The organism is Novosphingobium pokkalii (assembly GCF_014652855.1).
Taxonomy (GTDB): domain Bacteria; phylum Pseudomonadota; class Alphaproteobacteria; order Sphingomonadales; family Sphingomonadaceae; genus Novosphingobium; species Novosphingobium pokkalii.
In genome coordinates, this window is record NZ_BMZP01000001.1 from 283983 (window position 1) to 297276 (window position 13294).

10 protein-coding genes are annotated in these 13294 nt (G+C 64.8%); 7 read left to right on the top strand and 3 right to left on the bottom strand.

The features are described 5' to 3' along the window. Positions 1-7: 7 nt before the first annotated feature. Positions 8-481, bottom strand: a complete 474-nt coding sequence (locus IE191_RS01325) for an Lrp/AsnC family transcriptional regulator (RefSeq protein WP_191322532.1) — start codon at positions 479-481, stop codon at positions 8-10. A gap of 177 nt (positions 482-658) precedes the next feature. Here IE191_RS01325 and phhA point away from each other — a divergent pair, with 177 nt between their 5' ends. The 6 genes from phhA to IE191_RS01355 all read left to right on the top strand — a co-directional run bounded on the left by phhA (position 659) and on the right by IE191_RS01355 (position 7781). Next, positions 659-1525, top strand: a complete 867-nt coding sequence (gene phhA / locus IE191_RS01330; RefSeq protein ID WP_191322533.1) for a phenylalanine 4-monooxygenase — start codon at positions 659-661, stop codon at positions 1523-1525. A gap of 8 nt (positions 1526-1533) precedes the next feature. Next, on the top strand, positions 1534-1836 hold the full coding sequence (locus IE191_RS01335; protein ID WP_191322534.1) for a 4a-hydroxytetrahydrobiopterin dehydratase: 303 nt from the start codon (positions 1534-1536) through the stop codon (positions 1834-1836). A gap of 61 nt (positions 1837-1897) precedes the next feature. Further along, positions 1898-2251 (top strand): hypothetical protein, encoded by a 354-nt coding sequence (locus tag IE191_RS01340; RefSeq protein WP_191322535.1) that lies wholly within the window; start codon positions 1898-1900, stop codon positions 2249-2251. Then, complete coding sequence (locus tag IE191_RS01345; RefSeq protein WP_229815017.1) at positions 2205-5159, top strand: TonB-dependent receptor; 2955 nt, start codon at positions 2205-2207, stop codon at positions 5157-5159. Before IE191_RS01340 ends, IE191_RS01345 begins: the two co-directional genes overlap by 47 nt. 104 nt (positions 5160-5263) lie before the next feature. Next, complete coding sequence (locus IE191_RS01350) at positions 5264-6805, top strand: tryptophan halogenase family protein (protein WP_191322537.1); 1542 nt, start codon at positions 5264-5266, stop codon at positions 6803-6805. A gap of 55 nt (positions 6806-6860) precedes the next feature. Then, entirely contained in the window at positions 6861-7781 is a 921-nt protein-coding gene (locus IE191_RS01355) for an ROK family protein (protein WP_191322538.1), read from the top strand. Between the two features lie 23 nt (positions 7782-7804). Here the strand turns inward: IE191_RS01355 and IE191_RS01360 are convergent, their stop codons facing one another. Further along, a complete protein-coding gene (locus IE191_RS01360; RefSeq protein ID WP_191322539.1) occupies positions 7805-9064 on the bottom strand; it encodes an ROK family transcriptional regulator in 1260 nt (419 codons plus the stop codon). Between the two features lie 159 nt (positions 9065-9223). On the opposite strand from IE191_RS01360, the gene IE191_RS01365 reads away from it, so the two are divergent. Further along, positions 9224-11803: a glycoside hydrolase family 3 protein gene (locus IE191_RS01365; protein ID WP_191322540.1), complete on the top strand. Its 2580-nt coding sequence runs from the start codon at positions 9224-9226 to the stop codon at positions 11801-11803. A gap of 45 nt (positions 11804-11848) precedes the next feature. Here IE191_RS01365 and IE191_RS01370 read toward each other — a convergent pair whose 3' ends face one another. Further along, positions 11849-13204, bottom strand: coding sequence for a sugar porter family MFS transporter (locus IE191_RS01370; RefSeq protein ID WP_373299207.1), 1356 nt, complete (start codon positions 13202-13204; stop codon positions 11849-11851). Positions 13205-13294 lie beyond the last annotated feature (90 nt).

Sequence of the window (13294 nt, forward strand, 5' to 3'; positions counted from 1 at the left end):
CGCGCGCTCACACCGGCAATTGCGTGGTGGCCTTGATCCGCTTGAGCGCGAAGTGCGAGGCGGACGTGGCTACAGCCGGATGGCGCAACAGCGCGTGCATCAGGAAGTGTTCGTATTGCGCCATGTCGCGCACCACGATGCGCAACTGGTAATCCCATTCGCCCGACATCGAGAGGCATTCGAGCACTTCGTCGCGATCCATCACGAACTGTTCGAAGCTGCCCCGCGCCTGGGCATCGTGCGCCTTCATGCGCACTTGGCAGACCGCATCGAGCGCCAGGCCGAGCGCAGCCGGATCGAGCAGGCGCACAGCGGGGCCGAGCACGCCGGCATCCTCCAGCGCCTTGAGCCGGCGCCAGCACGATGCCGGCGACGTGCCCACCGCCTCGGCCAGGGCGGCGTGGCTGAGATCGGCCTGGCGCTGCACCGCCTGGAGCAGGCGCCGGTCGAGCGGATCGAGAACGAGCGTGGCGGTTGTCATGACAGGTCCAGGCAAAGGGTTGTAGCACGAATCACGAAGCAAATATCGCATTGCAGCGAAATGGATGCGAAAAGTATATCGCCTATCCAGGGAATATTGAAACACGTCTATCAACCTGAGCGTGTTACACGCTCATTCTGAAACGACATTGCAGCCGCTTTGCCGCACAGTGTCGCCATGGCCAGCGACCATCCCTCCACGCCGCCGCCCGGCGCAGCCGCCGATTGGACCGTCCCGCAGGACTGGGCCAGTTACACCCCGGCCGACCACGCGACGTGGGACACGCTGTTTGCCCGCCAAGTCGACATGCTGCGCGATCGGGCTGCACCGGAATTCCTGGCCGGGGTCGATATCCTGCGCCTGTCGCGCCCCGGCATTCCAGATTTTGCCGAGCTGTCGGAGCGGCTGCATCGCGCCACGGGTTGGGAAGTGGTGGCCGTGCCCGGCCTGGTGCCCGATGCGGTGTTTTTCGAGCACCTGGCCAACCGCCGCTTCGTGGCGGGGCGCTTCATCCGCCGTCCTGACCAGTTGGACTATCTTTCGGAACCGGACGTGTTCCATGATGTGTTCGGCCATGTCCCGCTGCTCGCCGATCCGGTCTTTGCCGATTACATGCAGGCCTATGGCGAAGGCGGCTTGCGCGCGCAGGGCTTCGATGCGCTGACCAACCTGGCTCGGCTCTATTGGTATACGGTGGAATTCGGGCTGGTGCGCACCACGCAAGGCCTGCGCATCTACGGCGCGGGGATTGTCTCATCACGCGGGGAAAGCGTGTTCGCGCTGGATGATCCCTCGCCCAACCGGCTTGGGTTCGATCTCGCGCGGCTGCTGCGCACCGACTATCATATCGACACCTACCAGCAGAGCTACTTCGTGATCGACAGCTTTGCCGATCTGCTGGACCAGACCCGCAACACCGATTTCGCGCCGCTCTATGCCCAAGTGGCGGGGTTGCCAGCGCTTGCTCCCGATGCTGTGCTGCCGCACGATCGCGTGTGGCATCGCGGCACCCAGGCCTATGCCCGTCAGCCCTCGCTTGCATAAGGATACACATGGCCAGCCCATCCCCCGTTGCTCCGCTCGATCAGGAAGAATTGGCGCAGGCCCTTGCTGCATTGCCTGCATGGGAACACGATCCTTCGCGCGCCGCGCTTTATCGCCGGGTGGTCAAGCCCGATTTCCCCGCAGCCATGGCCTTCATGGTGCAAGTCGGCTTTGCCGCCGAGCGACTGGACCATCATCCGGAATGGAGCAATGTCTACAACCGGGTGGACATCTGGCTGACCACGCATGACGCGGGGGGCATTTCTACACGCGATGTGACGTTGGCCGGAATCATCGACTCGCTGGCCTGATCCACACCCCCCATCGGCCCTTCACAGCAGCCTCCGGAGCACGCGCTCCGGGGGCTTTTTCTTGCCTATCAAGGGCCAGCGGGAGGAAGATATTGGCGCACAAATCCCGAATCCGGTGGCGCTCGCACAGGTTCGAAAAGGCTCCATCATTCAGCATCAAGCTATTGATGATAAATTGATTTTATCAATTCATTTCAGAAATGTTCAGAAAGCGTTTGACGCAAACCGCATCCACGGGCAAATAGATAAAACAAAATTGTTTAATCGTAAGCTAGACCTACGATCTTCAGGAGAGGAACATTTCGATGCGATCCTTTGCGTCCCGCGCTTGCGTGCTCAGTTACGCGGCGTCTGCCATCGCGCTGACCATGCCAGCGCTGGCTGCGGCCCAGACCGCAGAAAACCCCACCGCTGACAGCGCTGCCGGAACCCCGGAACAAGCGATCATCGTGACCGGCATTCGCGCCTCGGTCGCCCGTGCGATCGACGTGAAGCGCAACAGCGCCAGCGTGGTCGATGCCATTTCCGCGCAGGACATCGGCAAGCTGCCCGACGTGACCATCTCGGACTCGTTGCAGCGCATTCCAGGCGTGCAGATACGCCGTGACGCGGGCGAAGGCGCTGGCGTGAACGTGCGCGGCCTGCCCCAGGTTCAGACCCTGCTCAATGGCGAAGCCTATCTCGGTGCCAACTCGATCACCACCACGCAGCCCAACTTCACCGACATTCCCTCGCAGCTCTTCTCCGGCGCGAACGTCATCAAGTCGCCCACCGCTTCCCTGATCGCCTCGGGCATCAGCGGCACGATCGACCTGCTGACCCGCCGCCCGTTCGATTTCAAGCAGGGCCTGTCGGGTGCAGCAGCGGTTGAAGGATCGTATGGCGACAAGGCCAAGAAGTGGAATCCGTCGGTCAACGGGCTGCTCGCCTGGCGCGGCGATGACGTCGGCTTCCTCGTTTCGGCGTCTTATTCCAAGGTCGATCTGTCGAACTCGTATTCGGGCATTCAGCGCGACTACGGTGGCCGCCTGGCCGATGAATCGATTGCCAACGCCACCGGCTATGGCGGCTTCCGCTTCGATGATCCCAATCGCGGCACCACGGTTTTGTCCGGCGGCCAGGTGGTCGGCGTCGACGTGAACGGCGACGGTGATGCCAACGATGTCTACTTCTCGCCCCAGGCGCACACCGGCTGGAACCGCATCACCTCGCGCGAGCGTTTTGGTCTCAATGGTTCGTTCCAGGCGCACCTGAACGACAAGCTCGACCTGGTTGCCGATGGTTTCTACACCAAGCAGACCCAGTACGATCGCACTGCCGGCTTCCAGTTCCAGGCGGTGAACTGGCAGGCTGCGGACTTTGTGCCGGGCCATTCGCGCGATACCGGCGTCAAGATCAATGGCTACAACTTCAACGTTGTGGATCAGTACAACTACACATTGCAGAACTTCGACAGTTATTCAGAAACGGGCCGCACCAAGTCGGACTCGATCAACCTGAACCTCGAACTGCGCTACAACAGCGGGCCATTCAAGGCGACGCTGCGCGGGCTCTATGGCAAGGCGCACAAGAACTTCGACGACAGCTATTTCCAGTTGAGCCTGTCGAACGGCAAGCAGTGGTTCAACGGCGTGGGCCATTATCCCGCTGCGCTGGGCGGCGATCGCACGTTCAACCCGCTGGGCTATACCTACAACACCCTGCCCGCGACGATCGACTATCGCGGCGACATGCCCAACTTCAACCTGCCAAGCGCGCTGGCCAACAACCTGTCGAACCCGGCTGCCTATGGCTTCAAGACCACCTCGTCGGAAAACAATTACCGCTCGAATTCCGACATGAAGGTGGCGCGTTTCGACGCCAGCTATGAATTCTCGCCGGAAGTCTCGTTCGACTTCGGCGCGCGCTATGGTGAGCGCAGCGCGGAAGCCTATTACTTCGATCGTGCCGCCCCGCTCTATGCCGGCCAGGGAGCTTCGGACCCCAATGGCTGCTACGTGAAGTGGAAGGCGTTCGACGTCCAGATGAACAACAGCAGTTGTTCTGCCGGCGATGCCAACGGCTTTTACACGGCCGGCCTCACGCGCTTGGGCAACGACGCGACGATTTCGAAGTACCTCAAGCAGTACACCGTGCCGGTGGGTGGCGTCGGCTCGTTCTACGTGCTCGACCCGCATGCCATGGACGATGCGGTGTCGTTCCAGAACAGCTTCTACCCCGGCAACAAGGAATTCGTCATTCCGGGCCGGTCGTACTCGATCAACCTGCACCAGAAGTCAGCCTATGGGCAGATCAACTGGAACACCGACATCGGCGGCATGGCATTTCGCGCCAACGCCGGCCTGCGCGTCATCAACACCACGTTCAACGTGCGCCAGAACATCTCTGGCCCGGCGGCAGCCTATGGCCTGCCCGCGCCGGATGTGGGTGATATCATCACGCACCGTTCGTTCACCGACTGGCTTCCTGCGATGAATGCCTCGCTCGATGTGACCGAAAAGTTTCGCGTGCGCGCAGCATTTTCCAAGAATATGACGCTGCTGGATTTGGATAACTGGGGTGGTGGCCTTGATCTCAACTACGCCATCGACACTACCTTCAATCCACCAATATTCCGCGTTTCCGGGGGCAACTCCAACGGCAACCCGATGCTTAATCCATGGCGATCGACCAACTACGAGCTTTCATTCGAGTATTACCTGAACCGTACCAGCTTGCTCAGTTTTGGGCTTTTCCGCATGGACATCAAGAGCTTCATTGCGACGGATTCGGTCAAGCGGTCTGACTTGCCTGACCAGGACGGCGTGGTGCGCAACACGGTGAACATCAATTCCAAGGTTCAGGGCACTGGTGGCTATCTCCAGGGTCTGGAAGCAGGGGCCAAGCTGGGCTTCGACTTCCTGCCGGGTGCGCTGGGTGGTTTCGGGGTGGACCTGAACTACACGCTGTCGGACTCCAACGCTGGCGGCACCGACCTGACCGGGGCCAAGCTGCCGTTCCAGGACAACTCCAAGCACCAGGTCAACGCCGCGCTGTGGTTCGAAAAGTATGGTCTCCAGGCGCGCGTTGCGTGGAACTATCGTTCGGCCCGCGTGGAACAGACCAACTTCGCCGGCATCACGGGCCTGACCCTGATGCAGGCGCCGACCAACTATATCGACGCATCGGTGTCGTATGACATCAACAAGCGCCTGACGATCTATGCGCAGGGCTCCAACCTGACCGGCGAGCACGAGAAGTATTACCTCTCGTTCCCCGACCAGAAGGCCTTCAACAACATCTACGAACGCCGCTTCCTGATCGGCGCGCGTACGAAGTTCTGATGCGCTGAGGACAGCCAGGCTGCCTTAGCGACCTCCCGACTGACCCGCCGTTCCAATCCTCCCCTGGACGGCGGGTCTTTTCGCTTGATGCAAAGGGTGTTGTCATGATCGACCAGCCCGCGAGCAATCCCGCCCATAGCGGCGCACAGCCCATTCGCGAGATCGTGATCGCTGGTGGCGGCACCGCCGGCTGGATGGCGGCGTGCTATTTCGCCGGGCGACTGGCGCGCCAGGGCGTTGGCATCACCGTGGTGGAATCGAGCGCGATCGGCACTGTCGGCGTGGGCGAAGCCACGGTGCCGGGCATCCGCGACTATTTCCGCGCGATCGGCGTGGATGATATCGACGTGCTGCGCGCCACGGGCGGCACGGTCAAACTGGGGATCGAATTCCAGGACTGGGCCGCGCCGGGGCAGCGCTTCTTCCATCCTTTCGGGCTTTACGGCGTCCCCTCGCGCGGGGTGCCGTTCCATCAATACTGGCTCAAGCTGCGCCATGCGGGAGAGCCGACTGACCTTGCCGATTATAGCCTGTGCACCGCGATGGCGCGGCGCGGCGCGTTCATGCTGCCGCCGGAAAAGCCGGTCAATGACCTCGCGGTGTTCGATTGGGCGGTGCATTTCGATGCCAGCCACTTTGCCGCCATGCTCCGTGCGCGTGCATTGGGCCAAGGCGTGCGCCATATCGACGACGTGATCACCAACGTGGCGTTGGACGGCGAGCGCGGCCATATCGCCCATCTCGTCACCAAGGAGCACGGCCAGGTGGCCGGCGACCTGTTCATCGACTGTACCGGATTTCGCTCCTTGTTGCTGGGCAAGGCGCTGGGCGTGGAATGGATCGACTGGACCCACCTGCTGCCGTGCGACCGGGCCGTGGCCATCCCCTGCGCTGCTGACGCCACGCGCGATTGGCCCTATACCGTCAGCACCGCGCGCGAGGCCGGATGGCAGTGGCGCATTCCGCTGCAACATCGCGTGGGCAATGGCTATGTCTATTCGAGCGCCATGCTGTCTGACGACGAGGCCACCGCCAAGCTGCTGTCGCGGCTGGAGGGGGAGGCGCTGGCCGAACCCAACCTGATCCGCTTTGGCGCCGGGCATCGCCAACGCTTCTGGGCAGGAAACTGCGTGGCCATGGGGCTGGCCGCCGGCTTTCTGGAGCCGCTGGAATCCACCAGCATCACCCTGATCCAGACAGCGATCGAACGCCTGGCGGACTTCTTCCCGGATGCCACGTTTGATCCAGCCTTGGCCGACGAGTTCAACCGCGCCACCAGCCTGGAATATGCCCGCATCCGCGATTTCCTGATCCTGCACTACCTGGGCAACCGGCGCGTGGGCGAACCGTTCTGGGACCGCCTGCGCGAGGCCGAAGTGCCCGAAATGCTGGCCCACAAGCTGCGCCTGTTTCGCGCGCGTGGGCGCCTGGTGCGCTATGAATGGGAAAGCTTCCTCGATCCGAGCTGGCTGTCGATGTACGCCGGGTTCGATTGGTTGCCGGATGCGCACGATCCCATGGCGGACCATTTCACCGACGATGAAATCCGCGCGGCCTTGCACCGCATGCGTGAAACCGTTGCCACCGCCGTGGCCGATGCCCGCCCGCACCGCGATTTCATCGCCCACATCACGCGCGGTGCCTAGGCCCGCCGACAAGCCGCCTCAACGGCAGTATCTTTTCCCGAAGGACTTTGCAGACATGGTTGAAACGCGCGTCGCCGGAATCGAACTGGGCGGCACCAAGTGCATCGCCAGCCTGGCCAGCGCGGATGGCACGATTCTGGCCCAGCATACGCTGCCCACGCTGAGCCCGGCCGAGACTCTGCCGCCGCTGGCCGTGCTGCTGGAGCAATGGCGCCGCGACCTGCCGTTCGCCGCGATTGGCGTGGGCTCGTTCGGGCCGGTCGAACTCGATCCCGCCGCCCCTAACCATGGCCATATCACCAGCACGTCCAAGCCAGGCTGGCGCGACACCGACGTGCTGGGCGCATTGCGCGGCGGGCATGACGAGCCGTGGGGTTTCGATACCGACGTCAATGCTGCGGCGCTGGCCGAAGGCCGTTGGGGCGCGGCGCAGGGCCTGACGGACTATGCCTATGTCACCGTGGGCACCGGCGTGGGCGTGGGCCTGATCGTCAACGGGCGGCCGACGCGGGGCCTGGCGCACTGCGAACTGGGCCATATCCGCGTGGCCCGGCTGACGGGAGACGATTGGGCCGGGGCCTGCCCCTATCACGGCGATTGCGTCGAAGGGCTGGCATCTGGCCCAGCGATCAAGGCGCGGCTGGGCGAGCGACCGATCCATGGCATCCCGGCTGACGATCCGGTGTGGCAGGCCGTCGCCCATCCCCTGGCGCAGATGTGCCATGCCATGCTGCTCACCACCGCGCCGCGCCGCATCCTGTTCGGTGGCGGGGTGATCCAGGGACAGCCGCAGTTGATTGGCCTGATCCACGCCGGACTGCGCGAAAGCGTGGCCGGATACATGGCCGTACCAGAAGCGGAGGATTACTGCTGCGCGCCGGGGCTGGGCGACAAGGCCGGCCCGCTTGGTCCGGTGGCACTGGCGCTTGATGCGCTGGAAGCGGCTGCGGAGACAGGAACGCGGGCGGCCGCGTGATCTGCCCTTGCCCAATCAGCCGTTCAGGCGGGCGCGTCGGCCGTCCACAGCACGCGCGCGGCTGGCAGCAGGAAATGGCTGAACGGCAGAATTGCGGCGCCGACAGCGGGCGCATCTTCTGCCAGCCGAGCGCGCTGCACCGGCGACAGCGCGGGCACGTGGGCACCGCGCTGCTGCAACAGATGGTTGAGCCGATCGGCCAGGGCATCGACCCAGCGCGCCGGCAAGCGGCCGCCGACGAAGATCGCCGCCGGGTTGATCAGGCAATTGACAGCAATCAGCGGATCGCACAATTCCTCGGCTGCCGCATCCACCCAGGCGGTCATCGCCGGATCGAGGCCGGGGTCATCGGGATTGCCGCGCAAGTCGGCCACGCTCTGCCCGGCGCGTTCGAGCGTGCGGCGCACGCCCGAGAGGGAAACAACGTCTTGCACCGGATGCGGCGCCTGCCCCTCGGCGCGCGCCAGCAAGAACCCGATTTCACCGCTGCGGCCATTCGCCCCGCGAAAATAGGCGCCATCGACCACGAGCCCGCCGCCCAGGCCGGACGAGATCAGGATGTAGAAGAAGCTGGAGCAAGTCTGCCCGTGGCCCAGTTGCTGCTCGCCCATGGCGGCGGCGGCCGCATCGTTTTCCACGAATATCGGCAGATCGAACGGACCGTGGAAAATCTCGGCGAGATCAGTGGTTTCCCAGCGGGCGAAATCGGCGGGCTTGCCGGGCAGGTCAACCAGGCCGAAATCGTCGGGCTTGGCCACGCCCAGCCCGACCAGGCGCGCCGGATCAACGCCGGCCTCGTCCATCAGGCGGTGGATCGAGCCGCGATAGAGCGCGCGGACATCCTCCGGCATCGGAAAGGCGATGTCCTGCGTGATGCCCGCCACCACCGCGCCGGCGAAATCCACAATCACCAGGGTGATGTGGTCGCGATCGATATTGACGCCGATGGCATAGCAGGCGGTGCGGTTGATTACCAGGCGCGTGGCCGGCTGGCCGCGCCCACCGCGCCGCTGGCCGGCATCCTCGATCAAGCCGTCGCTCATCAACCGCTTGGTGATATTGGCGATGGCCGGCGGCGTGAGGCCGGTGATCCGCGCCAGATCAATGCGGGTCAGTGGCCCGTTCACGCGGATCGCGTGCAGCGTGACGCGCTGGTTGTGATCAGCCGCCCGCTCGAGATTCGTGCCCGAAAGGCGGATCTGGTCGCTCGCCATTACGCCCGCCGCGCCCGCGTGGCTGCCGTCCGGCGCGGTTTCAACCTGTTCATCGTGCCTCGATCCCATGTCTGTCTATTGCCACGCACGGCGCGCAAAACAAATGCGCAAAACAGCATCCCCCCGCGCAAATGTTGGCGCCCCGCGCTCCGATCATGTCGGACTTTGGCACAATGCCATCAGAAAACCAAAAATTATTTAAACTTGTTTTAATTAAGGATGCCCACAATGCCCCGATCCCACATTCCTGCCTCGCGCGTGTCCTGCGCCGCACTGGTTCTTTCGTTAGGCCTGGCAGCAGCTTTGCCGGCGGCCGGCCAGGTTGCCGCGTCCGCGCCGCATGCCGCCACCAGCGCGGCGGGTGCCGATACCGATGCCGCAACGGCCCACCCCGGGCTGTGGCCGCAAGCGCACTGGCCCTGGCGCCGTGACACCGCCATGGAAGCGCGGATCGCAGCCCTGATCAAGCGCATGACGCTGGAGGAAAAAGTCGGCCAGATCCTCCAGGCCGACCTATCCGCCGTAACGCCCGAAGACGTGCACCGCTATCACCTGGGCTCGGTGCTCAACGGCGGCAATGCCGGACCGGGCGGCAACGATTATGCCCCGGCGCCGGAATGGCTCAAGCTGGCCGATGCGTTTTACGATGCGTCGGTGGACAAGCGCGATGGCGGCGTGGCCATCCCGGTGATGTGGGGCACGGACGCGGTGCACGGGCACAGCAATATCGTGGGGGCGACGCTGTTTCCGCACAACTCGGGCCTGGGCGCCACGCACGATCCGGCCTTGCTGCAAAAGATCGCCGCCGTCACCGCCACCGAAGTGCGCGTGACCGGCATCGACTGGACCTTTGCCCCGACCATCACCGTGCCGCAGGACACGCGCTGGGGCCGCGCGTTCGAAGGTTATTCCGAAGACCCGGCGTTGGTGGCGAGCTATGCCCGGCCGTTCATCGAGGGGTTGCAGGGCAAGCCCAATGCCGGCCCCTTGTTGGCAGGGCCGCACGTGATCGCCACGGCCAAGCATTTCCTGGCCGATGGCGGCACTTTCGAGGGGCGCGACCAGGGCGATGCCGTGGTGGACGAGGCGACGCTGATCAAGGTGCACGCCCTGCCCTATGTCAGCGCGATCGACGCCGGGGTGCTGTCGGTCATGGCCAGCTTTTCGAGCTGGCACGGCGTGAAGATGACCGGGAACAAGAGCCTGCTGACCGATGTGCTGAAAAAGCGCATGGGCTTTGCCGGGCTCGTGGTGAGCGACTGGAACGCGCATGGCCAGGTGGCCGGATGCAGCAATGCATCCTGCCCGCAAGCGGTGAACGCCGGGATCGACCTGCTGATGGCGCCAGATAGCTGGAAACCGCTCTATCACAGCCTGATCGCGCAAGTGCGGGACGGCACGGTGCCCATGGCCCGTCTGGACGAAGCGGTGGGCGCGGTGCTGCGCGTGAAGATGCGGGCCGGCCTGTTCGAGGCGGGGCGCCCCTCCTCCCGCCCCTATGCCGGCCAGTTCGATCTGCTCGGCAGCGCGCAGCATCGCGCCGTGGCGCGCCAGGCCGTGCGGGAATCGCTCGTGCTGCTCAAGAACGACAAGGGCCTGTTGCCGCTGTCGCCCAAGGCACGGATCCTGGTGGCAGGTGACGGCGCGGATGACATTGCCCGGCAATCGGGCGGCTGGACGCTGTCGTGGCAGGGCACCGGGCTCGACCCCAAGCTGTTCCCCGGCGCAACCACCTTGTGGCAAGGTATCGCGGAGGCGGCCAAGGTGGCGGGCGGACAGGCCACGCTCTCACCCGATGGCAGCTATTCCGGCGCCAAGCCGGACGCGGCCATCGTGGTGTTCGGCGAGACGCCCTATGCCGAGTTCCAGGGCGACCTGCGCAGCCTGCAACTCAAGCCCGATCTGCGTGCGCCGCTTGAAACGATGCGCCGGCTCAAGGCCCAAGGGGTGCCGGTGGTGGCCGTGATGCTGACCGGGCGGCCGCTTTACACCAACCCGTTCCTGAACCTGGCCGATGCCTTTGTGGTGGCGTGGCTGCCGGGATCGGAAGGCGAAGGCGTGGCCGATGTGCTGTTGCGCCGGGCCGACGGCACGATGGCCCACGATTTCACCGGTCGCCTGCCGTTCCGCTGGCCCAACACCGCCGTGCCGGGGGGTGCCACGCTCTATCCGCTGGGCTATGGGCTTTCGACCAAGACGGCAGCCGCGCCGTGGCAACCGCTGCCCGAACAATCGGGCGTGGACGATAGCGCCGGCAGCACCACCGAATACTTCCAGAAAGGTGTGCCGACGCCGGGCTGGTCACTGGAAATCCAGAACGCCGGCACGGGCGGGATCACCCGGATCACCAGCGTGCCGGCGAGCGTGGCAGACAGCGGCGTGACGATCAGCGCCACAGACTATCAGGTGCAGGAAGGGGCGCGCACCTTTGCCTTTTCCGGCACCAAGGGCGAAGCGGCCCTGGCGCTGACCACCCACGCGCCGGCCGACCTCTCGCGCGAGACCAACGGCGAGATGATGCTGGTGGCGACCGTGCGCGTGGACAGCGCGCCCACCGCGCCGGTCAGCCTTGGCCTGCGCAGCGCCGGCAAGACCGCGCGCCTGCCCCTGGGCAAGCTGGACATGCTGCCACGCGGCGCCTGGACCACGCTCGGCGTGCCGCTGCAATGCCTGCGCCAGGCCGGCGCAAAGATGGACGCGGTGGAAGCGCCACTGATCCTGTCCACCCCCGGCGCCATGACAGTCAGCCTGGCGCGGGTGAAGCTTGGCATGGATGCGCAGGTGCGCCTGGCCTGCGCCACGCACTGAGCGGGTTGCGGCGGGGCCTGGTAAAAGGCCCCGCCGCGCTTGGTTTCAGGCCGAAAGACGCGCCGCCAGCTCGTCGAGATCGACGCCGCGCGTTTCCGGGAAGAACCGCCACACCACCACGGCCTGTACCGCCATGGCCAGGGCAAAGACCACGAACGGCAGGCTCTGCGTGAACTGCGCCACCACCGGGAAGGCAAAGCTGATCGCGGCGTTGAGCACCCAGTGCGTGGTACTGCCCAGCGCCTGTCCCCGCGCGCGAACCGGCGTGGGAAAGATTTCCGAAAGATAGACCCAGATCACCGCACCTTGTGAAAACGCGAAGGCGGCGATGAACAGCACCAGCAGCGGCAGCAGCAGCGCCGCGCCCTGGCCGGTGGCATAGATGGCGGCCACGCCGGCCAGGGCGATGGTCGTGCCCACCGCCCCGGTCAGCAGCAGCGGACGACGGCCGACGCGGTCGATCACCGTCATCGCCACCATCGTCGCGATCAGGTTGGTCAGGCCGATGACCACCGCCTGAAGGTCTGCCGAAACGCCGGTGAAGCCCGCTGCGGCAAAGATGTCGTTGAGATAATAGAGGATGGCGTTGATGCCGGACAACTGGTTGAACGCGGCGATCGCTAGCGCCAGCAGGATCGGCCGGCGGTGCCGCCGCCAGTCGAGCTTCGTGTCGGACTGGTCGGTGCTGGCCACCGCAGGCGCCTCGATGCCCAGACGATCAGCCGCATCCCGTGCCGCCGCCGCGCGCCCCTTGGCAGCGAGCCAGCGCGGGCTTTCCGGGATGCCGGGCAGCATCAGCGCAAAGAACAGCGCGGGGAGCGCGGCAACGCCAAGCTTCGCGCGCCAGGCAATGTCGGCCGGAAAAGCCAACGCCAGCAGCCAATTGCTGCAATAGGCCAGCAGGATGCCAGCCACGATGTTGAACTGGAACATGGCCACCAAGCGCCCGCGCCGGGCCGCCGCGCTCACTTCCGAAATATAGACCGGCGCCAGCACCGAAGACCCGCCGATGGCAAGCCCGCCCAGGAAACGGAACGCGACGAACAGGCCCATGCCATTGGCCAGGGCCGAACCCAGCGCCGAGATGAGGTAAGCAATGCCGATCCAGATCAGCACGCGGCGGCTGCCCAGACTGTCGCCCAATCGCCCCGCCACGCTGGCACCCACCAGCGTGCCCCACAGCGCGGAGGACACGGCGATGCCAAGCCCGGTGGCCGATAGCGCGAAATGCTGGCGCAGCGCCTCGGTCACCCCCGAAATCACGGCCGTATCAAATCCGAACAGCAAGCCGGCGAGGCTCGCTGCCACTGCCGCTTTCAACGCCGCGCCACGCATCGGCGGGATCGATGCCGAGAAACCGGCTCCTTCCCCGCCCGCGCCACCCTCGAAATTCGCGTGCATCGCTCTCTCCCAATGAATAATTCAATTTGACTTATTAATTCGGTTTGCGTCAGAAGGGAACCGACGATGTTGGGATGGGAGCGCCGCGCG

Excerpts from the sequence above, each read along its gene's own strand:
- IE191_RS01325 (WP_191322532.1), bottom strand. The coding sequence starts at position 481 with ATGACAACCGCCACGCTCGTTCTCGATCCGCTCGACCGGCGCCTGCTC.
- phhA (WP_191322533.1), top strand. The coding sequence starts at position 659 with ATGGCCAGCGACCATCCCTCCACGCCGCCGCCCGGCGCAGCCGCCGAT.
- IE191_RS01335 (WP_191322534.1), top strand. The coding sequence starts at position 1,534 with ATGGCCAGCCCATCCCCCGTTGCTCCGCTCGATCAGGAAGAATTGGCG.
- IE191_RS01345 (WP_229815017.1), top strand. The coding sequence starts at position 2,205 with ATGCCAGCGCTGGCTGCGGCCCAGACCGCAGAAAACCCCACCGCTGAC.
- IE191_RS01350 (WP_191322537.1), top strand. The coding sequence starts at position 5,264 with ATGATCGACCAGCCCGCGAGCAATCCCGCCCATAGCGGCGCACAGCCC.
- IE191_RS01355 (WP_191322538.1), top strand. The coding sequence starts at position 6,861 with ATGGTTGAAACGCGCGTCGCCGGAATCGAACTGGGCGGCACCAAGTGC.
- IE191_RS01360 (WP_191322539.1), bottom strand. The coding sequence starts at position 9,064 with ATGGGATCGAGGCACGATGAACAGGTTGAAACCGCGCCGGACGGCAGC.
- IE191_RS01365 (WP_191322540.1), top strand. The coding sequence starts at position 9,224 with ATGCCCCGATCCCACATTCCTGCCTCGCGCGTGTCCTGCGCCGCACTG.
- IE191_RS01370 (WP_373299207.1), bottom strand. The coding sequence starts at position 13,204 with ATGCACGCGAATTTCGAGGGTGGCGCGGGCGGGGAAGGAGCCGGTTTC.